Raw genomic sequence first — 24,034 nt, 5'->3', positions numbered from 1 at the left:
TCTTGATGTGGGTCAGGCGAAGGCCGGCCGGCTCTTGAGCGCCGTATAAGCTTCGATCACTTGGCTCAACGCTTTCTCGTGCGTCCGGTCGCCGCCATTGCGGTCGGGATGGTAGCGGCGCAGCAGCTCGGCATAGCGCGTGCGCAGCGCCCGGCGATCGACGTCGATCTCGAGGCCGAGGGTTCTGAGATGCCGGCGATCGGCATCGGACAATGGCCGACCGTCCCTCCGCTCCTGCGGACGCGACGCGCGGAAGCGTGCGCCGATCGCATCGAGCGGATCGGTGAAATCGGCCCATTTGGGTGGCCGGTCGGCGCCGTTCGACGCGAAGGCCCGGGTCTCGCGATCCCAGCCGCCATAGGGGTTCTGCGCGGCCGCGATCTCCTCCGGCGTCATGCCGTCGAACCAATTGTAGCCGCTGTTGAACTCGCGCACATGATCGAGGCACAGCCAGCGCCAGTCGCCCGGCCCGTCGAAGCCGGGGCGCGTGTCGCCCGGCGCGCGGAATTCGCCCGGCGCGTCGCAGCCCTGCCAGGCGCACCGATCCGATCGCCCTTCGACGCGGCCGTGAAATCTCTGCTTTCTCTCGCTCGTCGCCAAGCTCTGCCCTTTCTCATGCGACCCACTTATATAGGCGCGATGCCATCGACTTTCACCGGCGCCGTCGCCGCCGAAATCGCGACCCGCCTCAACGCCGCCCTCGCCCCGTCGCGCCTCGAGGTGGTCAACGACAGCGACAGGCATCGCGGCCATGCCGGCCATGACGGCAGCGGCGAGAGCCATTTCACCGTCATCATCGAATCCCCCGCCTTCGCCGGCAAGTCCCGCCTCGAACGCCAGCGCGCCGTCAATGCCGCGCTCGGCGATCTCCTGAAGGAGCGCATCCACGCACTGGCGATCCGGGCGAGCGCGCCGGGGGAGTGACCTCACCCTTGATCTCCGGACCGCGAGCGACACAGCCACTTCGCTTCGCCGCGCTGGGCGCGTAAGATGGTGGAATGAGCGACGATCCCTTCCTCCAGACCCTGCTGCCGTCCACCCATGACCTCGGCGGGTTCAAGGTTCATCGCGTGCTGCCCAAGCGCGAGCGGCGGACGATCGGCCCGTTCATCTTCTTCGATCAGATGGGGCCGGCAAAGCTCGCTGCCGGGACCGGGATCGACGTGCGGCCGCATCCGCACATCAACCTTGCCACCGTGACCTACCTCTTTGCCGGCGCGATCGACCATCGTGATTCGCTCGGCACCTTGGCGACGATCGAGCCCGGCGCCGTCAACCTGATGACTGCCGGCAAGGGGATCGCGCACAGCGAGCGCTCGCCCGCCTCGCTCCGCCCGGAGGGACCGGACCTCTCCGGCATCCAGACCTGGCTCGCGCTTCCCTCGGACAAGGAAGAGATGGACCCGGCCTTTGAGCATGTCGCGAAGGATGATCTTCCGCTCGTGGAGGGCTCCGGCGCGAGCGCCCGGATCGTGATGGGGAGCCTGTGGGGCGCGACCTCGCCGGTCACCGCGCACAGCCACACCATCTACGCCGATATCGCGCTTGCCGCCGGCGGCGCGATGCCGATCGATGACGAGGCGGACGAGCGCGCCGTCTTCCTTGCCGAAGGCGAAGCCTCGCTCGACGGAATGCCTTTGTCGCCGAGCACGCTATATGTCCTGCGGCCCGGCATCGCCGCCACCCTTCGCTCGGCCAGCGGCGGCCATGTCATGCTGTGCGGCGGGGCGCCGCTCGACGGACCGCGCCATGTCTGGTGGAATTTCGTCTCCTCGCGGCCCGAGCGCATCGAGCAGGCCAAAGCGGACTGGCGTGCCGGCCGTTTCGCGCTGCCGCCCGACGACCATGACGAGTTTATCCCGCTCCCCGAGGTGCCGCTGACGGTCACCTATCCGTGAGGGCTGGAAGGCACAAAGCCCGCTCGTCCCGAGCGAAGCGGAGCGGCGCCGGCACGGATTCATCGCCTAGATCGACGCGGGGGACGCGCGGAGGCCTTGGGTGACAAGTCTCCAGGCCAACCGCATCGCCCTCCCGACCGGGGTCACGCTCAACGTCCAGACTGGCGGCACCCGGGACGGCGAGCCGATCATCCTCCTTCACGGCTTTCCCGAATCGCACCGCACCTGGCGCGCGGTCGCGCCCGATCTCGCGCGCGACCATTTCGTCGTCGCGCCGGACCAGCGTGGCTTCGCAGGATCGGACAAGCCGGAAGGCGTCGACGCCTATCGGACCGAGACGATCCTCGCCGATCTGATCGCGCTTGCCGATACGCTCGGCGTCGATCGCTTCACCCTCGTCGGCCATGACTGGGGCGGGGCCATCGCCTGGCTCGCCGCGCTGCGCCATCCCGATCGGATCGCGCGCCTCGTCATCGCCAATTCGCCGCACCCGCTCATCTTCCAGAAAAGCCTGATCGAGGATGCGGACCAGCGCGCCGCCTCGCAATATATCCGCGCCTTCCGCGATCCGGGGATGGAGCGCGCCATCGCGGCGATGGGCATCGAAACCTTCTACGAAAAGACCTTCGGCGCCCACACGGATCTCACCCGGATCCCCGCCGAAGAGCGGCAAGCCTATCTCGACCAATGGTCCGCGCCCGGCGCGCTGACCGCCATGCTCAACTGGTATCGGGCGAGCGAGATCGTCGTCCCGGCGATCGGCGAGGCGGCCGGGGCGCCGGCCTGGACGCTCGCACCGTTCCCGCACCTCACCATGCCCGTCCTCGTGATCTGGGGGCTGCGCGACAAGGCGCTGCTCCCCGTCCAGCTCGAGTCTCTCCACGAGCTGGTCGACGATCTCGCCCTCGCCGCGACTCCCGATGCGGGCCATTTCATTCCCTGGGAGCATCCCGCCTTCGTCATTGCGGCGATCCGGGATTTCATCGCCGAGACGGCTTAGCTATGGCCCGGGCCATGTCCACGACCCCGAAACGCTCGCAATCGCGCTCCGCCGCCCGCCTCGCCGCGGTGCAGGCGCTCTATCAGCAGGAGATGGAGGGCACGCCGATCGCGAGCCTGCTCCACGAATTTCACCATCATCGCCTCGGCGCGACCATCGACGATGTCGATTATGCCGAGGCGGAGGTCGATTTCTTCGACGATCTCGTGACCGGCGCCGATGCCCGCCGCGAGGAGCTCGACGCCCTGATCACCGGCAAGCTCGCCCCCGGATGGACGCTTGCGCGGCTCGACAAGCCGATGAAGGCGATCCTTCGCGCCGGCGCCTATGAGCTCGCCGCGCGCGCCGATGTGCCCGTCGCCACCGCGATCAGCGAATATGTCGACGTCGCCAAGGCCTTTTACGACGCGCGCGAGACCGGCTTCGTGAACGGCCTCCTCGATGCGATCGCCAAGGAGGTGCGGACATAGGCCGACGCCGCTTGTCCCGAGCGAAGTCGAGGGGCGTATATGATCACTCCGTGCCGGCGCCCCTCGACTGCGCTCGGGACGATCGAAGACAGGACGAAAGCTGATCGCCGAAGCCGCCTTCATCGATTCGCTTCGGGCGCTCGCCCACGATCCGGCGGCGCGCGGGCTGATGGACGATGCCGCGGTGCTCGACATCGGCGGCGTCTCGCTGGTGTTGACCCACGACATGATCGTCGAGGGCGTCCACTATCTGGCCCACGATCCCGCCGAGGAGGTCGCCTGGAAGCTGCTCGCGGTGAACCTGTCCGATCTCGCGGCAAAGGGCGCGCGGCCGATCGGGGTCCTGCTCGGCTATGCGCTCGGCGAGGCCGGTTGGGACCGCGATTTCGCCCGGGGCCTCGGGACCGCGCTCGCCGCCTTCGATCTGCCGCTCCTTGGCGGCGACACGGTGGCGATGCCCGGCGGCGCGCCGCGCGCCTTCGGCCTCACCGCGATCGGTCGCGCCGACGGCCCGGCGCCGAGCCGGGCGGGCGCGAAGGCCGGCGACGATCTGTGGGTCAGCGGGACGATCGGCGATGCCGGCGCGGGCCTCGCCCTGCTCCAGACGGGCGAGGCCGGGCCGCAGGGCCTCATCGAGCGATATCGGACCCCGCGCCCGCGGCTCGAGGCCGGCCTGCGCCTCGCCCCGCTCGTTTCGGCGATGATGGACGTTTCGGACGGTCTCCTGATCGACGCGAAGCGCATGGCCGTGGCGAGCGAATGCGCCCTGACCCTCGCACTCGACGCCATGCCGCTTTCCGAAGACTATCTGGCCCTGCGCGGCGCGGATCGGGACGCGCGGCTCGACGCCGCGGCGGCCGGCGACGATTATGAGCTGCTTTTCGCCGCGCCCCCCGGCATGGCCGCGCGCCTGCTCGCGCTCGCCGAGGAGATCGGCCTTCCGCTCACCCGCATCGGCCGCTTCGCCAGCGGGGCCGGCCTCACATTGATCGATGGCGGCGAGGAGCTGGCGCTGCCGGCGCGGCTTGGCTTCGAGCATGGCGCGTGAACGGGGCGCTTGCGCGATTGAATTTGCCGTGCTTCCTCTCTACACCGCGCGCCACTACCGGGCACGCCCGCTCTGCGGCGCTGCACCATTTTTACGAAATCCAGGGGGTCGTTGAATGAACGTCGTGTACATCGCCATCGCCTGCGGCCTGCTCGCAGTGCTTTATGGCATCGTCACCATTCTGCAGGTCCTGAAGGCGCCTGCCGGCAATGAGCGGATGCAGGACATCGCCGCCGCCGTCCAGGAAGGCGCGCGGGCCTATCTCGCCCGCCAGTATCGCACGATCGCGATCGTCGGCGTGATCGTCGTCGCCCTCGTCGCCTGGTTCCTCGGGCCGATCTCGGCCGTCGGCTTCGCGATCGGCGCGATCCTTTCGGGCGTCACCGGCTTCGTCGGCATGAACGTGTCGGTCAAGGCGAACGTGCGCACCGCCGAGGCGGCCCGGACCTCGCTCCAGGGCGGGCTCACCATGGCCTTTCGTTCGGGCGCGATCACGGGCCTGCTCGTCGCCGGCCTGGGCCTGCTCGCGATCTCGGGCTTCTTCTGGTACCTGATCGGCCCGGGCGGCCACGCCCCCAACGACCGCACCGTGGTCGACGCGCTCGTCGCGCTCGCCTTCGGCGCCTCGCTCATCTCGATCTTCGCGCGCCTTGGCGGCGGCATCTTCACCAAGGCCGCCGACGTCGGCGCCGACCTTGTCGGCAAGGTCGAGGCCGGCATTCCGGAAGACGATCCACGCAATCCCGCGACGATCGCCGACAATGTCGGCGACAATGTCGGCGACTGCGCCGGCATGGCCGCCGACCTGTTCGAAACCTATGTCGTGACGCTCGGCGTGACGATGGTCTCGGTCGCGCTCACCATCGCCGGTGAATCCTCCGATCTGCTGCTCAAGCTGATGACGCTTCCGCTGATCGTCGGCGGCGTGTGCATCGTCACCTCGATCCTCGGCACCTTCATGGTGCGCCTGGGCGGCAAGCAGTCGATCATGGGCGCGCTCTACAAGGGCTTCTGGACCGCCGCGATCCTCGGCGCCATCGCCGTCTATTTCGCCACCCAATATGTGCTTGGCGACATGGACGCGACGATCGCGACCATCGCCGGCGTCGGCGGCGCGACGATCGCGCTCACCGGCACCAAGCTCTTCATCTGCATGCTGATCGGCCTCGCGCTGACCGGCGCTCTCGTGTGGATCACCGAATATTATACGGGCACCAACTTCCGCCCGGTCCGCTCGATCGCGCGGGCTTCGCAGACCGGTCACGGCACCAACGTGATCCAGGGGCTCGCCGTCAGCCTCGAATCGACCGCGCTGCCGACGATCATCATCGTCGTCGCGGTGATCGCGGCCTATCAGCTGGCCGGCGTCATCGGCGTCGCCTTCGGCGCCACCGCGATGCTCGCGCTCGCCGGCATGGTCGTCGCGCTCGACGCCTATGGGCCGGTCACCGACAATGCCGGCGGCATTGCCGAAATGGCCGGCCTGCCGGATGAGGTGCGCGATCGCACCGACGCGCTCGACGCGGTCGGCAACACCACCAAGGCGGTGACCAAGGGCTATGCGATCGGTTCGGCCGCGCTCGCCGCGCTGGTGCTGTTCGGCGCCTATACGACCGATCTTCGGGAATTCTTCCCCGGCGTCCCGGTCGATTTCTCGCTCTCCAACCCGTACGTCATCGTCGGCCTCCTGCTCGGCGCGCTGCTGCCCTATCTGTTCGGCGGCATCGGCATGACCGCGGTCGGCCGCGCTGCCGGATCGGTGGTGGAGGATGTCCGGGCGCAGTTCCGCGACAATCCGGGGATCATGGAGGGGACGGCCCGGCCGAATTACGGCCGCACCGTCGATCTCGTGACCCGCGCCGCGATCAAGGAGATGATCGTGCCCAGCCTGCTGCCGGTGCTCGCGCCGATCGCGGTCTACTACATCATCACCGCGGTTGCCGGTCAGGCCTCGGGCTTCGCTGCGCTCGGCGCGCTGCTGCTCGGCGTGATCGTCTCGGGCCTGTTCGTCGCCATCTCGATGACTTCGGGCGGCGGCGCCTGGGACAATGCGAAGAAGTATATCGAGGACGGCCATTACGGCGGCAAGGGCTCGGAAGCCCACAAGGCCGCGGTGACGGGCGACACGGTCGGCGATCCCTACAAGGACACCGCCGGCCCGGCGGTCAATCCGATGATCAAGATCACCAACATCGTCGCATTGCTCCTGCTCGCGGCGCTGGCCGGTCACGCCGCCGGCTGATCTGTTCTTCCGCTCTGTTGCGAGGGCCTGCGTTCCGGAAGGGGAATGCAGGCCCTTTTCTTTTCCCTTTCAGGCTCTAATCATCGCATCGGTCCTGGCAAAAGGATCGGGGGCAGATGATCTATCGACTGATGGCCTGCGCGGCCGCACTGCTGCTCGCCTGCTCGGCGACGGGAGCGGCCGAGCCCCCGACACGACCGCCGACGGCGGAGGAGCTCGCGGCGGCCCCCTTTATCAGCGATGCCGCCCTGTCGCCCGATGGCCACAGGATCGCCGCGGTCGTCAGCAACGGCGACGCCAATGCGATCGCGATCTACGACGCCGACGGCGACGCCAGCCAGACGCCGCGGTTGGTGCAGTCGAACGGCTACACCTTTCTCGACGTCGATTGGGCCGGGGACTCCCGGCTGCTGATCAAAGCGACGTCCGTCGCGCGCTTCCAGGGGACGGGCCTCCGCGTTCCCGTGATTCGGGTGCTGCTCGACGATCTCGACGCCCACCAGGATCGCATCCTGGGCCCAAACGGCGGTCTCTTCGATCAGGTCATTCACCTCGATCCGGCGCGTCGATTCCTGCTTCTGTCCAGCCAAACGGGCGCGCTCGACTGGCCCGGCGTCTACCGCGTTGATCTCGCCACCGGTGACTCGACGCTCGTTGAGCGGCCGCGCGACGGCATCACCCAATGGTTCGCGGATCGCACCGGTACCGTCCGAGCGGGCACGGAGGATCGCGATGGGCGCACGCGAATCCTCTACCGCGCCAGCGCCGACGCGCCGTGGCACCGCTATCCTTTCGGCCGGGCCGACGATGAGGACGTCATTGTGGAAAAGGCGTTGTTCCTCGCTTCGGGCGAGAACGGCCTCGTCCTCACCAACGGCCCCACCGGTCGTTTCGCGGTGTTCGAATATGACTTTGCCAGCGGCCAGACCGGTCGCGAGGTCTTTGAGGCGCCGGAAGCCGACGTGACCGATCTGGTGACCGATGAAAATGGCACGCTGCTCGGCGTGCGTTACGAGGACGCGACGCCGCATATCCGCTGGCTCGATCCCGCACGCGCCTCCTTGCAGCGCGAGATCGACGCGACCTTTCCGAACAGGATCAACGTCCTCGCTGGCCGAAGCCGCGACGGCAACCGGCTGCTGATCCATTCCTCATCGCCCGACGATCCGGGTACCTATTATGTCTTCGACCGCGTGTCGCGCAGGATGAAGATCTTTGCGAGCCCCTACGGTCGCCTCGTCGAGCGACAACTCGCGCCGATGCAGGTGGTCAGCTATCGGGCCCGGGGCGGCGAGACCTTGCGCGGCTACCTCACGCTGCCGGTAGGCGCTGCCCCGCAGCGGCTCCCGCTCGTTCTGCTTCCGCATGGCGGTCCGTTCGAGCGCGATCATTGGACCTTCGACCCCGAGGTCCAGTTCCTCGCCGCCCAGGGCTATGCCGTCTTCCAGCCGCAATTCCGCGGTTCGACAGGCGCCGGTCGAGCCGAGGTGGAGCGGGGCATCGGGCAGTTCGGATCGGGCATGATCGACGACATGGAAGACGGGGTGGACTGGCTCGCCAGCGCGGGAACGATCGATCCCGCGCGGGTCTGCGTCATGGGAAGCTCCTATGGCGGCTATGCCGCCCTGTGGATGCCGATCCGCAAGCCCGAGCGCTATCGCTGCGCGATTGCCTTCGCCGCGCCAACCGACATGGAGACGATGATGCGCCATGACCGGTCGCTCTTTTCGGCGCCGCGCTACTTTCGCCGCTTCCGAGACCTGATCCGGGGCGATCCGCCGGTCGACCTCGGCACGATCTCGCCGCTCCAGCACGCCGAACGAATGCATGTGCCGGTGCTTATCGCTCATGGAGAACTCGACAGTCGCGTCCCGATCGATCAGGCGCGGCGGATGGAACAGGCGCTTCGCCGCAACGGCGCAACGGTTGAGGCGGTCTATTATCCGCAGGCGGGCCACGGCTTCCAGCGCTCGCGCGACCTCAACGATTATTTCGAGCATGTCGCGGCGTTTCTGGCGCGTTACAATCCCGCCCGCACCAACGCGCCGCAAGTCGCAGCGACCGCCAATGGGCAGTCGCGGCTTCCCATTTCGGCGCCGACCCGTTAAGGGCGTCCGTCCCCTCAGACCCAAGGATGTGAATGGCCAAGGAAGAACTTCTCGAAATGCGCGGCCGGGTGGTGGAGCTGCTGCCCAACGCCATGTTCCGCGTCGAGCTGGAAAACGGCCATGAAATCCTTGGCCATACCGCCGGCAAGATGCGCAAGAACCGCATCCGCGTGCTGACCGGCGACGAAGTCCTGGTCGAGCTGACCCCTTATGATCTCACCAAGGGCCGCATCACCTATCGCTTCAAATAAGCGCCGCGGGGCCCGTGTCGGGCGCGCGGGCGCCGTCGGGACAAGGCAGGGCATGTGCGGCTGATCCTCGCTTCCTCTTCCCCGCGACGGCTCGAGCTGCTGAGGCGCCTCGGTGTCGAGCCCGACGCGATCGTGCCCGCCGACATCGACGAGACGCCGCTCGCCGGCGAGCTTCCGGCGCCCTATGCGCGGCGCGTCGCGGCGGCCAAGGCGGCGACGGTGGCCGAGCCGGGCGCGCTGACGCTCGCCGCCGACGTCGTCGTCGCGGCCGGCCGCCGCATCCTGCCCAAGACCGAGGCCGAGGCAGACGCCCGCGCCTGCCTCGCCTTGCTGTCCGGCCGCCGGCACAAGGTTCATTGCGCGATCACCCTGATCGACGCCGACGGCCGCGCACGCCACCGCCTCTCCACCACGACCGTGGCCTTCAAGCGGCTGTCCTCCGAAGAAGTCGACGGCTATGTCGCCGGCGGTGAATGGCGTGGGAAGGCTGGCGGCTACGCCATCCAGGGGCAGGCCGAGGCGCTGATCCGCGCCATCAGCGGCTCCTTCTCGGGCGTCATGGGCCTGGCGCTGTTCGAGACGCGCGCGCTCCTTCGCGCCGCCGGCTACCCGCTGGACTGATCGGCCATGGCTGAATGGCTCTACGAGGCCGGGATCGGCGAGAACCGCGCGATCCTGGTGGAAGATGGCGCGATCGTCGAGGCGGCGATCGAGCTGCCCGGCGCCGTGCGCGCCGGTGCGGTCTGCCCCGCCCGGCTCACCACCATCCTCATCCCCCGGCGCCGCGGCCTCGCCGTCCTCGACCACGGCGAAGAGGCGCTGATCGAACCGCTCCCCAAGATCCTGACCGAAGGCGCCGCGTTTCACGCCGAGATTCTTCGCGAGGCAGTTGCCGAGCCTGGCCGGCCCAAGCGGGCGAAGGCGCGGGCGACCGACGCGCCGCTCCATCCGGGCCCGACCCTGCACGACCGGATCGGGGCGCCGGAGCCCCTCCCGCCGCACGGCCCCGATCGCTTCGAGGCGTCGGGCTGGTCGGAGCTGCTGGAGGAGGCGGCGCGCGGCGAGATCGCCTTTCCGGGCGGCGCGCTTCGGATGAGCCTGACGCCGGCCATGACCCTGTTCGATGTCGATGGGACGCTCGATCCGGCGGCGCTGGCCGTCGCCGGCGCGGCGGCGGCGAGCCGCGCGATTCGCCGTCTCGGGATCGCCGGATCGATCGGCATCGATCTGCCGACCGCGGGCGGCCGCGCCGATCGGCAGGCCGCGGCGGCGGCGGTGGACCGCATCCTTGCCCAGCCCTTCGAGCGCACCGCGGTCAACGGCTTCGGCTTTCTCCAGATCGTGCGCCGACGCACCCGCGCGTCGATCCCCGAGCTCATCCGGGCAGACCCGGCCGGCGCGGCGGCGCGCGCGCTCGCGCGGCGCGCCGGGCGGATCGACGGGCGCGGGCCCGTCACCTTGAGTGCCGCCCCGCCGGTTATCGCCAGGATCGAGGCACAGCCGGAGTGGATCGCCGCGCTGGAACGGCAGGCGGGGGCGCCGATCGTCTTGCGGGCCGAGCCCGCGCTCGCCATATCCGCCGGGCATGTCCACCGCGCCCAAAGCTGACAAAAATGCCTGCCCGCTGTGCGGCAAGCCGGCGATGCCGAAGCACAAGCCGTTCTGCGGCCAAGGTTGCCGCGACCGCGATCTGCTGAACTGGCTCGGCGACGCCTATCGCGTGCCCGGACCGAGCGCCGACGAAATACTGGACAGAGAGCCCGACGCCCCTCTATAGGCCGCGCTTTCCGCATTCGCGGAAATGCCCAGGTAGCTCAGTTGGTAGAGCACGTGACTGAAAATCACGGTGTCGGTGGTTCGATTCCGCCCCTGGGCACCACTTCCCCTCTTTGATTTCATCCGCGCGGGCTGCGTCGCCCGGGGTTATGATCCTGCTCCCGATTCGCGAGGAGGAAGGGCGTTGCCATGTTGAAGATCAACCGGAAGGCGTCGGTCGGCTGGGAAGGCGGGCTGAAGGACGGCCGTGGGACGATTTCCACCGCGAGCGGCGCGCTCGCCGATTATCCATACGGTTTCGCCAGCCGGTTCGAGGGCGTCGCCGGATCCAATCCCGAGGAGCTGCTCGGCGCCGCCCATGCCGCCTGCTTCACGATGGCGACCTCGCTCGCGCTCGGCAATGCCGGCTATACGGCCGAGCGGATGGACACGAGCGCCGAGGTCACGCTCGAACAGGTCGAGGGTGGCTTCGCCATCACCGGGATCAAGCTGGTGATGCGCGCCCGCGTGCCCAATATCGAGGACCGCCAGTTCCGCGAGCTCGCCGAGACCGCCAAGGCCAATTGCCCGCTGTCCAAGGCGCTGGCCAGCGTTCCGATGACGCTCGACGCCGAGCTCGTCTGAGGGCGCCGCCGCCTAGCGGGCCGACGCGGTCTGCTGGCGGACGGGCCGGATGACCGGCGCCGCGCCGTCACCGATCACCGCAAACGCCGCCCAGTAGAATGGGTGCGACGTCTGCGCCTCGTCCATCAATCCGCGCTGTGCGGTGCGCAGCGCCGCTGCCGTGCCGGTCCCGGCCGGCGCTGTAAACAGGCCGGTGATCAATCGCTGGGTCGCGTTGAAATCGTCCGGGACGGGCCAGTGGCTGGCGACGATCATCCGGCCGCCGGCGCCGACAAAGGCGCGCACCAGGCCGTCCAGGGCGAAGCCGCCACCGGTCGTGAGGCCCGCTTCCGCGGTCGCCGCGACGCTGGCCCGGCCGGCGGTGTCGCAGGCCGACAGGATGATGAGATCGGCGTCGAGTCTGAGGTCGAAAATCTCCGAGAAGGTGAGCAGACCGTCCGAATCCGTGCCGCCGAAGCTGGTGAGGAGCGCCGGGCGAGCCGGGCATTCGGGCCGCGGCGCGCTGACCAGGCCATGGGTCGCGAACTGGAGGATGCGATATTGATCGAGGTCGCCGCGGGCCTTGATCGAGGTGTCGCTGAACGCTTCGCCGGTCACGATGTCGCTCGGCCCCACCGCATCGGCGCTGATCGCGCGCTGGGCCGTATAGAGCTCGTCGGCGGAGATCGGATGGCTCCACGCGGCGAGCGGCCAGGAGCAATCGTCGCCGCCGCCCGCGCCCAGGATACCGCGGGTGCCCGTGGCCGTGGACAGCAGGTTCGTCGCCGGCGCATTCTGGCCGAAGCCGAGGAACTCGCCGCGCGCCCGGCTGGGCGGCGCACGCCTCACGTCGCGGAACGAGCGGGCGGACACCGCGGTGCTGATGTCGCGGTCGCGCCCGAGCCAGGGCACGCCGCGGAAATCGAAATCGTCCCCGCCGGCGGCGACCCGGGCCCGGTAGGCCGCGACGGCCGCATGATCCATGACCAGAAGATTGGGCGGCAGGCGCAGCAGCGCGCCGTCCGGCTCCATGATGAGATGATGGACGCCGCCGACGCTCGCCGCGACCGGCGCGAACAGCTCGTCATAGAGATTGGAGGCGAGCTCGAGATTGAACGGATAGGTCAGCTGCTGGCCGTTCTCGACGATCGAGATGGTCGCGCGAAGCTGGTCCACCTGCCGATCGAGCGCCGCTGGCGAGGCGGGAATCCGGAAGGCGCGCGACGAATCGTGGGTGACGAAGATGCCGTAGCTGTCGTCGTCGAGGACGATCATCTTGTAATAGGCCTCGCCCGGCGCCAGCAGCGACTGGAGATCGCCGAGCGTCACAGCATTGTCGGAAACGGCGCGATAGCGCGGGAATTGCGCGAGGCTGGCCTGCGTCGCCGCCTGCTGTTCCTGGAGCTGCTGGAGCGAGGCGCGCAAGGCCGCGGCGCGATCGATGTCCGCCGCGGTCGGGCTTTGCGCCGAATCGAACCGGGCCAGCTCGACGCGCGCCCGCTCGATGTCGCGGGTGAGGTTGACCGACTGGCGGAACAGGCGCGACGCCTCGTCGCTCCCCCCGGAAAGCTCGCGCGCCAGCACGGCCTGGGTCTGCGCGACACCGGGGCGGATCAGCACCTGCCCTGCGGCGAACATGTCGGCGACCGCGGTGGCATCTTCGCCGCGCGCGGCGAGCAGCCGGAAATAGGGCGTGAGCGCGCGGCGCAGGGCCGGTGAGGATTCGTTGCGATCCTGGCTCGCCGCGACGATCTGGCGGTAGAGGTCGATCGCATTGGCGGAATCGCCGGTGCGGGCGTAGAAGCCCGCGAGCCGGCCCTGCGCGCTGAGCACGGCGGCCGAGCCCGGATAGGCGGTCTGGAGCAGCGCGATCGCTGCCTGATATTGCTGTTCGGCGGCTGCGCGATCCCCCCGCGTCTCCGCGATGGCGGCGAGCTCGTCGAGGATCTGGGCACGCATCCAGACGGTCGCGGCGATGCGCCCGCCGCGGATCGCGACCAGGCGATCGAGCGCCTCGGTGAACGGCTGGACGGCCTCGGCATTGCGGTTCTGCAGCCTCAGCACCGTGCCGCGCAGTTGCAGCGCCTGGCTGTCGAGGATCTGGATGCGATCCTGATCGGAGAGACCTTCGCCGACACCGGTCAGGCGCCGCGCGCCGGGTGCCTCCGCGCTGAGCCGCCGGGCGGTGTCGCCATCGATGACCAGTTCGCTCACGCCGGCATTGACCGGCGGCGGCGGCAGCGGGCGATCGAGTTCCGCCGTCGCGGCGTCAACCCGTCCCTGATTGAGCAGGTGGATCACGCGATAGTTGCGGAAACGGCGCGCCGTCACCGGATCGCTCGCCGCCATGCCCTGGGCCTGCGCGAAGAGCACGTCGGCTTCGCCGAAGCGGCCGAGATTCGATTTCTGCAGCGCCTCGTTCACCAGCGCTTCGGCGCGGTCGGTATCGCTCCGGTTCTGGCCGATGACCGAGAAGAATTCGGCCGATTCCGCGTAGCTGCCCGCATTGTTGCGGCGATAGGCTTCGGCGAGCGCCGCCTCGCGGTCGAGCGTCCCGGCCTGGAGCCGCGCGAAGGCCGCCGGATCGCCGGCGCCGGTGGTTGCGATCGAGACCTCACCGGCGACGGGGCGATCGGTCACGACGCTGCGCAGCGCGAGCCGGACCGCGCTGTCATAGCCGCCCAGGCCTTCGCCGACATAGACCGTCCCGCCGCGCCGGATCGAATAGACGTTGTAGGTGACGTCTCCGGACTTGAGCCGGCACGAAAGCGTGTCGACCGAGCCGACATCGGCAAGCGCGGTCTGGGCCGCTGGCTGGCAGCTGGCCTGCTCGTCGCGGATCGCGGCGAGGCGTGCCACGGGATCCCCGCTGCGGGCGCGCAGGGCATAGACCCGGCCGACCGGAAGCGCTGCATCGCGGCAGACGATCGAATAGCCCCTGTCGAACATGTCGACGAGGCCCCGATCGGTGACCATCGACTGGGCGGAGCAAAGAACGTCGCCGCCGCCGCCAATCGGGAAGCCGTCCCGAACGCTGATCGGTTGCGCCTGGGCCGGGGCTGCCCCGACGATCGAAGCCAGAAGCGCGCCGAGCGCGATTGCCGGCCGGATGAGCCTAATTGCCATTGCTGCCCCCACCGGGATTGCCTGAACCCTGACCGTTGCCGTCCTGGGCGCAATTTTCGTCGCGTTCGCCACAATCACGATTTTCGGACCAGAGGCCGGTGTCCCCGCCGCTGGTCACCGGCTCTTCGATCAGCTCGTTGCTGTCGAAGACGCTGTTCTCGTCGAACTCGGCATTGACGTTGACGACGGGCTGGGTCGGCTCGTCGCCGGTGCCCTCGACCGGCTCCTCGATCTGGTCGGACGTCGGCGGCTGGATCGGTTGCTCGGGCTCAACCACCTCGCCGGGGCAGACGCCCGACGCGATTTCGCACAGGTTGAACTGCGCGCCGCTCGTGAAGCCGCCGCCATAACCCTGCTCGAACGCGACGGTGCGGAAGAAATCGCTGTTGGTCTCGAAACTGCCGTCCGGATTGAGCCGCCGTCCGAAGGCGCGCACATCGAGCGGAGAGCTGCCGGACGGCGTGATCGCAAGATCGCCGGTGACGGTGATCCCGCCGAACGTGTCGGCATTCCCGCTGTTCTGGACGAAGAGCGTATCGCGAACGAACATCTGGACGTCGCCACCCTCGATATAGCCGCGCGGCACTTCCTCGCCGTCATTGGTGAGCAGCGCGGTGTCGCGGCCGGAGAAGTTCGCATCGGCGGCGAGCTGGTCGAGAAGCCCCTGCGTCCCGACCCAGATATTGTTCGACGCGAGGCCGATGAGCCCCGTCGGATTGCCGGCGCTGTCCTGGATTCTCAGGCTGCCGTCCGGCGTGACCATGGTGAGCAGCCCGTCCGCCTCGATGAGGATACGGTTGTCCGCGGTCGCGTTGCGGATCAGCACATCGCCCTCGATCCGCGCAATTCCTTCGCCAGGCTGCGGCGCCGCCGCGGGGCGAATCCCGCTGGAGCCCGAGGCCAGGCCGCCGCCTACATCGATTTCGAGCGTCCCGATCGCACCGTTTCCGGTCTGCGACGGCGTGCCGTTGAGCGTGAGATCGCGGATCAGGACATCGGGCGCCCGCGTCGGGCTCGTGCCGGTCACCGGCACGGTGATCCGAAGCGTCGCCGCGCGGATTCGCTGCGCCTCGCCATTGTCGAGCGTGTAGCCGGGCCCATCCTCGTTGCCGCCGATCACGGTCTGGCCGCCGCCCGGATTGACGTCGAGGTTGATCGTCCCGGTGCCGGCGCCGCCGAGGAAGCCGGAATCCACGATGTCGATGTCGGCCGAGCTGATGTTGATCCCGTCGCCTGAAACACGGCCCGCGATCTGCGCGGTGCCGCCGGCGAAGAAGTTGACATTGCTCGCCGCCTGCACGGTCGCGCCTTCGCCGACGACGATGTCGCCAAAGGCTGTCGCGTCGATGGCGCCCAGATTCACCGTCGCGCCGTCGGAGAAGCTGATCCGATCCGCGCTGAACAGGGCGTTGCCGGCCCCGGAGACCGTGCCGTTGCCGCTCACGTCGATCTCACCCGGCGTGCTCAGGCTGAGCGAGTCGGTGATCGTGACCTGCCCGCCATTGACCGAGAGTCCCGAAGGACCGGAAAAGTCCTCCGACGGCGATTGCCCGAAGGCGCTCAGCACGGCCTGGCCGAGCGTGAGGCTGCTCGAATCCACACCGATCAGGATCTGGCCATATTGGGAGCCGTCGCTGGTCGTGCCGCCGCCGGCAAGGCCCGAGGCCGAGACGTTGAGCGAATCGACCGTCGCGTCGGCGCCGCCGGTGAGGTCCGTTCCCGCCAGGCCGCCGGCGCCGACGCCGCCGATCCCGCCGGCACCGCCGGTTCCGCCCGCGGTCAGCTCGACATTGCCGGCGTTGATCGTGCCGCCATTGGCGACGAGCTGGACCACTCTGGCCCTTCCATCGCCGCCGCGACCACCGCCGTCGGCCGCACCGCCGTCGCCGCCATTGCCGCCCCTGGCACTCCCATCGAGCGAGGCGATGTCGAACGCCGCATTGCCCGTCGCGGCGCTGGTTCCGACCAGGATCGTGCCGCCCGCGGCCGAGCCGCCCGCTCCACCGGTGCCCGGACCAGCCGGCGTCACGACGCCGTCGCCTCCCTGTCCGCCAGTCGCGGTGGCGACGACATTGAGGGACCCGATCCGAAGCGTTCCATTGGCCGCCAGGACGCGCACGTCGCCGCCAAGCGCGTTGCCGCCGTCAGCGCCATTGCCTTCGGACTCCAGGCCGCCCGCGCCGCCGAAGCCGGACAGGTCGATCGACGCCGCACCGATATCGATGTCGCTGGCCATATCGCCGCCGAGATCGCCGAGCTGCGCGAAGCCGCCAAGGCCGTCGCCGCCCGCACCGCCGAGCCCGTCGCCGCCGATGCCGGCCGCGGCGAGGGTCACATTGTTGCCGGTCGCCGTGCCGCCGGCGACCAGGAAGAAGGCGCCGCCGGCAATCTCCTGCGGCGCGGCGTCGCTGAAGCCGCCGAACCCGGCGCCGCCCACCGATCCGTTGCCGCCGATACCGGTTGCGTCGATGACCAGCTGGTCGAAGGTCAGGCTGCCGCCCTCGTCGACCCGGACTTCGGCGAGATTGCCGACGCCGCTGCCGCCGGCGCCAGGAGAACCGCCACCGCCGATGCCGGTTGCCGCGAGCGAGACCGTTCCTGCGAAGTCGAGCGTGCCGCCGCTCGCCTGGACCAGCACCGTGCCGCCCAGGCCACCGCCGCCGCCGAAGCCATTGCCACCGATGCCGCTGGCACTGAGGCTGAGACCGGTCGCGGCGACCGTGCCGCCGGTGAGCGCGGTGACAAGGATGCTACCGCCACGGCCGTTGCCGCCCGCGCCGCTGCCGCCATTGCCGCCGATCCCGTTCGCGGTGATCGAGCCGCCGCCAAGATCGACGGTGCTCCCGGATCCGGCGGTCACCAGGATCGAACCGCCGGTGCCGAAGCCGCCGCTCGTGCCAGTCCCGACCGCGCGCCAGTTCGACGTGCCGGCTGAAAACAGGCTGTCGTTGCGTGCCTCGACCGAGATCGATCCGCCGTCGCCGTTGCTGCCGGTGGCGCTCACGTCGATGGCGAGCTGTCCCAGGAAATCGACCGAGCTTGCGTCGGCGACGAGCGTGAACGCATTGCCGGTCAGCGGCTGTCCAAGCACGCCGCCGGCGAGATTGAAGCTGGCGTCGCCTTGCACTTCGAACGAGCTGGTGAGTGCGTTGAAGGTGACGCCGCGCGCGCTGACGTCGAAATCGCCATTGTCGGTGGCGAGCGAATTGACGACCTCGATGTCGACGAGGCCGGGCGTCGTCAGCGAGAAGCCATCGGTGATGTCGAACTGGCTGTCATTGACGTTGATCGTCGTCGTGTCGGCCGGATCCGCCGGCCCGTCGCCGACCAGCGACAGCGCGATCGTGCCGAATTGGACGCGGCTGCTCGTCACGTCGAAGCCGAGCGTCCCGTAGGTCGAAACCCCGTCATTGAGACCGGTACCGGCAATGCCGTTGGCGCTCGCGGTATAGCTCCCGATGATCGCGCTGACGCCGTCGCTCGACGCCTGCGGTCCGATCCGGAAGCTTGGTGGGTTCTGCGCGGTTCGCACCGTGAGATTGAGGTTGGCCGTGCCGCCGGCGCCTGCGCCGCCATCACCGCCGGCGCCGGCATTGCCGCCGGTGCCGGTCGCGGTGAGGACGACGTCGCCGGTGGTCATCACCCCGCCTTCGCCGGAGAAACTGAGGTCGCCGCCGACGGCGCTGCCGCCGCTGCCGCCATTCGCGGTGGTCGAGCCGTTGCCGCCGGCGCCGCCGGTCGCCGACGCATCGGCGCTCGTCGTCCCCGTCGCGACGAAGGCTCCATCCGCCGCGCCATCGCCGAACCCGCTGAGCAGGCCGATCTGAATACGGCCGCCGGTGGCGTCACCGCCGGCGCCGCCCGCCCCCGTCGCACTGGCGCCGCCCGCGCCGCCGCGCGCCGTCGCATCGATGGAGAGGGAGGTCGGCGTCAGCGATCCGTTGAGCGATTCGGCGATCGCGCCCGCGCTCCCGCCGACTGCGGAACCGCCGGCCCCGCCATTGGCGCCGCTGCCGCCAACAGCGCTGACGTCGATCGTCCCGGAGGTCAGCGTGATCAGGCTCGGGGAGTCGCCGTTGAATGCGTAGAATTCGGCGGTGCCGCCGGTCGCGCGGCCGCCCGAACCGTCGCTCGCCGCGCCGCCGCGCCCGTTCGCCGTCAGGGTGGCGAAGCGACCGCCGAGGACGCCGCCGTTCGAGGCGTGGAAGTAGATGCCGTTCGATCCCTCGAACTGCGGGCCATCGCCGCCGCCGAAGCCGTCGCCGCCGGTGGCGACGCCGTTGCCGCCGATGCCGCTGGCGTCCGCCGTGATCGTGTCGAAGCCGATTCCACCGCTGTCGGCCGAGAAGGACACGAAGCCGCCGAGGCCGTCCCCGCCGTTGGACGCGAGCCCCTGCCCGCCTTTGCCGCTTGCGTCGATTGCGATCAGGCCGCCGAGCGTGAGGTTCGCGCCGGGGCTCTGCGCGGTAGCGATCGTCGTTCCGCCGAAGGCGCGCCCGCCGATCGGGCCGTCGCCGCCATGGCCGGATACGTCGATGGCACCGATCCCGTTATTGAGCGAGACGGTGCTGCCATCGTCACGGGCGCTGATGGCGACGAATCCGCCACTGCCCTGGCCGCCCTGGTTGTCGGAGCTGGAACCCCCGTCGAGCGCGCCGCCGGTGCCCGAGGCGAGAATCGTCGTGGAGCCGTTGACCGTGATCGCGCCGTCCCCGGTGGACCGGACGGTGACGCTGCCGCCGGATCCGTAGGCCCCGGTCCTGGACCCGCTCAGCGGGCCCGGCGCGGCGCCGCCGGTGCCGGTCGCGTCGATCGCCAGCGCACCGCCGATCGTCACCGTCCCGCCGTCGCTGTAGACGCCGACGATGCCGCCGCGTCCGTCGCCGGCATAGCCATAGGTGTAGCCGGTCGATGGCGCGCCCGTTCCGCTCACGTCGACATCGACGCTGCCGGAAATCTGGACGGTCCCGCCGGCCGCGGCCGACAGGAAGACCCCGCCGCCACTGGCGGAGCCGCCGCTGCCATAACCGAGCTCGACCCCGATCGCCGCCGCGTTGAGATGAGCATCGCCATCGACGCGGATGCTGCTGCCTTCATCGGCAGAAATATCGATCTCGCCGCCAAAAGCGCTGCTGCCCGAGCCGGATGAGCCTTTGGAGAGGATCGAAAGATCGCCGCCGATATGGATCTCGCGGCCATTGTTCGCCGTGAGCCGGGCGAAACCGCCATAGCTGTCGACGTAGCTGTAGGGATTGAACTCTCCGCCGACCGTGACGCTGAGATTGCCGCTGAAGTCGATCGGGGCGTTCGCGGTATCCGCAAGAAAGGCTTCCGGATTTGCAGGATCGGTACTGCCGGCCGCGCGCGCGGTCATGTTGGTGAATGTGCCGCCGTGGATCGCGATCGAGCCGTAAGCGGCGGCATCGACATCCGAGGTGAAGGTGCCGCCGTCGATCCGGATGTTCCCGGGCCCCGGCGGCGCGGTGCAGCAGGGCCCGTCGATTTCCTGGCGGGTGACGTCGGGGTTGATCGCGCCGTCGGTGACCTCATAGCCTGAGGAGATCACGATCTGGCCGTTCTGGACGCTCGCGCCCGCCGGATCGAAGCCGATCGATCCGTTGAGCAGGATCGTGATCGGATCTTCATCGAACGGCCGGGCGATCCCGACGACATAGATGCGGTGCGGATCGCCCGCGCCGGTGCTGGCCGGCCCTCCGATCGAGCCGGTGACGTTGATCGAGCCAGGATTGTCGCCGGACGTCGAGACTCCCGCGGGCACGGCGATGTTGAACAGCCCGTTGGCCGCGCTCAATGAAATTTCGACCGATCGGCCCGACACGAGCGCAGCCTGCCCATCGACCCGGATCGCGCCGCCATGGTCGATGATCGGGGCGACCAGCGCGACCCGGCCGCCCGGCGCCGAGGTGACGTCGATCAGCGAGCCCGAGCGGGTGATCACGGAATCGCTGCTGTAGCTGTAGCTCGTCGAGATGCGGAACTGGCCAGGCGTCAGGTTGATCGTCGCCTCGTCCGCGCCGAGCAACGCCGCCGCGCCGCTCGCCAAGATCGATCCGGAATGATCGATATTGGGGGCGATCAGGGCGGTGAAGCCGCCGGGCGCGCCGTTCGTGCGGATCTGCGAGCCCGCCTCGGTGAGGATCCCGCCGGCGCCCTCCGGATTGAAGAAGCCGATCGACCCGTCGGCGTTGACGAAGTCGAAATTGCCATAGCCGTCGTCGCCGCCGAGATTGTTCACCTCGAGCGTGGTGAGCACGAGGCTGCCGACGTCGAAAACGGCGCTGCTGCCGATGATGATTCCCGATGGCGCCGAAAACAGGATCGTCCCGCCGCGAGTCCCGGCGCCGCTCAGCGGATCGATGATCTGGCTGATGACAGTGCCGTCGAACCGCACGCGCTGCGGAATGTTGATCCGGTTCAGCACCGCGAAATCGCCGCCGCCATGCTGGAAGGTGACGGTGTTGCCCGCGGGCAGGAATTCATAATCGCCGGTCGGCGTCGAGGTCGGCGACCAGTTGATCACCGTGCTCGGGTTGCTGACGCTGATCGTCTCCGAAGTCCCGCTCGTCGTGATGCGGGTGGCGTTCGGGTTGAAATCCATGTTGGCCTGGATCGCCTGTGCGCTCGCCGCGTCGGGCTGCGCCGCAAGCGCCACTGCGGTGCCGAACGCGCAGCTCAGCAGGAGCCCCTTGCGCCGGGCGTTCAGCCGGCGCAGGCGTTCGGCGGAAGTGCGGGACTGGAAAGCCGTCATCGCAGACTCCATGGCCACAGGCGCGTGGTGAGCGTGATCAGGAAGCGCGTGTCGCCGCGCCGAAGCTGGGACTCGGTCCGCTGCAGCGGCACCGCGAGCGTCGCGTCGAGGCGGAAGAGATTGCCATAGGCGGCCCGGACGCCGAGCCCGGCCGAGGTGAGCTGATCGTGACGGATGGCAAGGACGCGATCGCGGTTCCACACCCAGGCCTGATCGAGGAACACATAAGGTTCGAGCGCGAGATCGTTCACGCGACGCGGCTGGCTGCGACCGTAGCGAAGCTCGGCCTGCACGCCGACGCCGCTGTCGCCGAGCACCGCGCCGGGATCGTAGCCGCGGCCGATCGTGTAATTGCCGCCCGAAAACTCCTCGAAGCTCAGCAGCGGATGGCGGCTGTACTGGCCGCGGAGCCCGACCGCCATGGTGAACATCGGCGCGGGCCGATATTCGGCATCGAACGTGCCGCGCAGCACCGTCGCGGTCGGATCCGCCTCGAACCGGGTCGGCGGAACGACACCGGGCTGGAGGCAGTTGACGAAGGCGGGTCCGCATGGATCGGTGGCGTTGAAGATGTCGAGCCCCTGGCGAAGCTCGGCGCTCGCATTGATCCGCCACAGCGGCGTCGCCGCATTGTACCTGGGATCCGGATTGTCGGTCGCGGCGGCGTCATAGGTCAGCCGCGCGAAGGCAACACGCAGCCGGTCGCGATTGATGGGGATGCCACCGAACTTGACGTCCTGGTCGACGATGTCGAGCCCGCCGAAGCCGCGCAGGCTTTGCGACTGACGGCGGATGAAGGGATAGCTCGCCTGCACCGTCGCGAAGAGGGTGTTGGAATCGATGTCGATCGCCGGATTGCCGAGATCGGGGCTCGCCCAGGCATAAGTGAACTGCCCGCCCAGGGTGAGGCCCTGGCGGCCGAGGCGGAATTCGTGGGCGATCTGAACGGTGTTCTGCTCGTCCCAATCCGACGTGCTGAACAGCGAGATGCTGGTGCGGTCGCCAAGCCCGGTCAGGCCGAAGAATTGGGCGCGCAGCAGGGCGCCCCAGGGGCCCAGCGCGTGCGATCCGAGGTTCTGGATGGTGAGATCGACGACGGCGGGAACATGCTCGACCGTCACGTCGCCGACCACCTCGCCCGGCGCCGTCCCCGCGGATCGCAGCGTCAGCCGGACGTTGTAGCCCGGCAGGTCGCTGGCGAGGAGGAGGGCGCGCTCCGCCTGGTAGCGGTTGAAGACGTCCTGGTGGGTGAGCGGATCGAGATAGGAGGCGATCAGCCGCTCGGCCCGCCCTGCATTGCCGCGCACGCGAAGCGCGACCAGCTTGGCCATGAGGACATGCAGGTGGATGGTGCCATCGGCGATGCGCTGCTCGGGCACCTGGACCGTGGCGATATAGCCGCGATCCCGAAGGATGCGGATCGCGCGGTCGCGCACCGCGCAGATGACCGAGACCGGCTGTTCGGTGCCGACATAATCGGCATAGGCCGGCCTCAGCTCGTCGGCCGACAGGCCGCGCAGGTCATCGAAGACGGCTTCGCGGAAGGTGAACCGGATGTTCTGATATTCCGGCCGATCGAGCGCGCAGGGTCCGCGCTCCAGCCCGCCGTCGACGGTGAGGCGTGGCCGGCTGTCCTGCGCCTGCGGCTGGGGCCGCTCGATCTCCTCGCGCGTCGGCGGGGTTGTCGGCGCCGGGGGCGGCAGGGCCTGGCCGTGCGCCGCGGTGGCGAACATCAGGGCTTGGCCGGCCCCCAGCGCGGCACGCGTCGTCCAGCCACGGGCGCGCACCGGGCGGACCCTGTCGGACTCATCACCGCCAAAACTCAACCCGGGCACCAGAACCATCCATGCCCCCCATGTTCTTATGGAATCCGGAATTTGTGCGATTCATAGCAGATCGGTCGGCCGGTCCAACCAAGAAAAGCGCGACGAAAAGTCACCTGGGGGCGACGAGCCGAGGATTGAGGTCGCGAATATGCTCGAGATAGGATCGGGGGCGCTTCATCAGCCGGCGCGGATAATCGACCGTCACGCCTGCCGCCGCCGCAAGCGCGGCGACAAAGTGGATGCAGTTGCGGCGATTGAGATTGTAGGAAGGCTGCGGCCGGTTCCGCCACTCCTCCACCACGGCCATGACGGCACGGTACTGATCGTCGGAGAGCGTGAGGTCGAACTGGCGGATGCTGCGCGCAACCTGGCGCGGGCTTTCGTCGATGACCTCCCCGGCGACCGATCCGAAGAGCAAGGCCGGCGTGACGGCCTTTGCGGTAAAGCCATAGCTCGCGTGGATGCGCTCGCCGGTCGCATCGAGCGTCCCGTCGAGCACGACGAAGGCATGGGGAAAATTGTTGCCGCCGAGCTCACGCGAGTAGAAGGCGATATCGACGGCCGCGCCGGCCGGGGACGCGAGCGACCAAAGCGCCAGCCAGGCCAACAGGATACGTGCGACGAAGGAGGACAAACGGCGACTCCCTGACCGGTGCCGCCGCGCTAGCCCGATCGCCGGCCGGAAACAATGGCGCCTGGACCGCGGCTCAGGAACGGCCTTTGGGACGGCGCGCAAGGGCTTCGGTGCGCCGCCGGCGCATCATCGCCATAAATTCGAAGATACCGAATATGACGAACGGCGTCGCGCAAAGCGCCGCCACCAGGATCCAGTCGTCGCTCAAATTGCCCCTCACCCGGCATCTCAAGTTGCCGTGAGTTACGGATAATCACGGAACAGTGGCGGTTCAAGTCGTGGC

At 69.0% G+C, this 24,034-nt stretch carries 18 protein-coding genes and 1 tRNA gene; 13 read left to right on the top strand and 6 right to left on the bottom strand.

Annotated elements, in window-relative coordinates; genetic code table 11:
• Positions 1–12: 12 nt before the first annotated feature.
• On the bottom strand, positions 13–600 hold the full coding sequence (locus tag FRZ32_RS06925) for a J domain-containing protein (RefSeq protein WP_243445217.1): 588 nt from the start codon (positions 598–600) through the stop codon (positions 13–15).
• A 39-nt stretch (positions 601–639) separates the two neighbouring features.
• Between FRZ32_RS06925 and FRZ32_RS06920 the strand changes: the two genes are divergently transcribed.
• The 13 genes from FRZ32_RS06920 (at position 640) to FRZ32_RS06860 (ending at position 11,417) form a co-directional block, all read left to right on the top strand.
• Positions 640–924 (top strand): BolA family protein, encoded by a 285-nt coding sequence (locus tag FRZ32_RS06920; protein WP_147042821.1) that lies wholly within the window; start codon positions 640–642, stop codon positions 922–924.
• Positions 925–998: 74 nt separating this feature from the next.
• Positions 999–1,898, top strand: a complete 900-nt coding sequence (locus FRZ32_RS06915; RefSeq protein WP_147042820.1) for a pirin family protein — start codon at positions 999–1,001, stop codon at positions 1,896–1,898.
• Between the two features lie 100 nt (positions 1,899–1,998).
• Positions 1,999–2,898 (top strand): alpha/beta fold hydrolase, encoded by a 900-nt coding sequence (locus FRZ32_RS06910; protein ID WP_147042819.1) that lies wholly within the window; start codon positions 1,999–2,001, stop codon positions 2,896–2,898.
• A gap of 14 nt (positions 2,899–2,912) precedes the next feature.
• A complete protein-coding gene (gene nusB / locus FRZ32_RS06905; RefSeq protein WP_147042818.1) occupies positions 2,913–3,368 on the top strand; it encodes a transcription antitermination factor NusB in 456 nt (151 codons plus the stop codon).
• A gap of 100 nt (positions 3,369–3,468) precedes the next feature.
• The gene (thiL, locus tag FRZ32_RS06900; RefSeq protein WP_147042817.1) at positions 3,469–4,416 is read left to right on the top strand and encodes a thiamine-phosphate kinase; all 948 of its coding nucleotides are present in this window, start codon (positions 3,469–3,471) and stop codon (positions 4,414–4,416) included.
• A gap of 115 nt (positions 4,417–4,531) precedes the next feature.
• Complete coding sequence (locus FRZ32_RS06895; protein WP_147042816.1) at positions 4,532–6,658, top strand: sodium-translocating pyrophosphatase; 2,127 nt, start codon at positions 4,532–4,534, stop codon at positions 6,656–6,658.
• Positions 6,659–6,774: 116 nt separating this feature from the next.
• On the top strand, positions 6,775–8,766 hold the full coding sequence (locus FRZ32_RS06890; protein WP_147042815.1) for an alpha/beta hydrolase family protein: 1,992 nt from the start codon (positions 6,775–6,777) through the stop codon (positions 8,764–8,766).
• Between the two features lie 32 nt (positions 8,767–8,798).
• Positions 8,799–9,017 (top strand): translation initiation factor IF-1, encoded by a 219-nt coding sequence (gene infA, locus FRZ32_RS06885; protein ID WP_147042814.1) that lies wholly within the window; start codon positions 8,799–8,801, stop codon positions 9,015–9,017.
• Between the two features lie 54 nt (positions 9,018–9,071).
• Complete coding sequence (locus FRZ32_RS06880) at positions 9,072–9,638, top strand: Maf family protein (RefSeq protein ID WP_147042813.1); 567 nt, start codon at positions 9,072–9,074, stop codon at positions 9,636–9,638.
• 6 nt (positions 9,639–9,644) lie between these two features.
• On the top strand, positions 9,645–10,625 hold the full coding sequence (locus FRZ32_RS06875) for a ribonuclease (protein WP_147042812.1): 981 nt from the start codon (positions 9,645–9,647) through the stop codon (positions 10,623–10,625).
• Complete coding sequence (locus FRZ32_RS06870) at positions 10,603–10,794, top strand: DNA gyrase inhibitor YacG (RefSeq protein WP_147042811.1); 192 nt, start codon at positions 10,603–10,605, stop codon at positions 10,792–10,794. The genes FRZ32_RS06875 and FRZ32_RS06870 overlap by 23 nt, the downstream gene beginning before the upstream one ends.
• Before the next feature lie 26 nt (positions 10,795–10,820).
• A tRNA-Phe gene (locus FRZ32_RS06865) sits at positions 10,821–10,896 on the top strand.
• 89 nt (positions 10,897–10,985) lie between these two features.
• On the top strand, positions 10,986–11,417 hold the full coding sequence (locus FRZ32_RS06860; protein ID WP_147044375.1) for an OsmC family protein: 432 nt from the start codon (positions 10,986–10,988) through the stop codon (positions 11,415–11,417).
• Positions 11,418–11,429: 12 nt separating this feature from the next.
• Here the strand turns inward: FRZ32_RS06860 and FRZ32_RS06855 are convergent, their stop codons facing one another.
• From FRZ32_RS06855 to FRZ32_RS15640, 5 genes are all read right to left on the bottom strand, one after another.
• Positions 11,430–14,522, bottom strand: coding sequence for a CHAT domain-containing protein (locus tag FRZ32_RS06855; RefSeq protein ID WP_147042810.1), 3,093 nt, complete (start codon positions 14,520–14,522; stop codon positions 11,430–11,432).
• A complete protein-coding gene (locus FRZ32_RS06850; RefSeq protein WP_147042809.1) occupies positions 14,512–21,291 on the bottom strand; it encodes a hypothetical protein in 6,780 nt (2,259 codons plus the stop codon). Before FRZ32_RS06850 ends, FRZ32_RS06855 begins: the two co-directional genes overlap by 11 nt.
• A complete protein-coding gene (locus tag FRZ32_RS06845) occupies positions 21,288–23,135 on the bottom strand; it encodes a ShlB/FhaC/HecB family hemolysin secretion/activation protein (RefSeq protein ID WP_147042808.1) in 1,848 nt (615 codons plus the stop codon). The genes FRZ32_RS06850 and FRZ32_RS06845 overlap by 4 nt, the downstream gene beginning before the upstream one ends.
• Positions 23,136–23,226: 91 nt before the next feature.
• The gene (locus FRZ32_RS06840; RefSeq protein ID WP_243445216.1) at positions 23,227–23,751 is read right to left on the bottom strand and encodes a hypothetical protein; all 525 of its coding nucleotides are present in this window, start codon (positions 23,749–23,751) and stop codon (positions 23,227–23,229) included.
• A gap of 73 nt (positions 23,752–23,824) precedes the next feature.
• A complete protein-coding gene (locus FRZ32_RS15640; RefSeq protein ID WP_279379215.1) occupies positions 23,825–23,959 on the bottom strand; it encodes a hypothetical protein in 135 nt (44 codons plus the stop codon).
• Between the last annotated feature and the right edge of the window lie 75 nt (positions 23,960–24,034).

Source organism: Sphingosinicella ginsenosidimutans (assembly GCF_007995055.1).
Classification (GTDB): Bacteria; Pseudomonadota; Alphaproteobacteria; order Sphingomonadales; family Sphingomonadaceae; genus Allosphingosinicella; species Allosphingosinicella ginsenosidimutans.
This window is presented reverse-complemented; position numbering and strand designations above follow the sequence as displayed.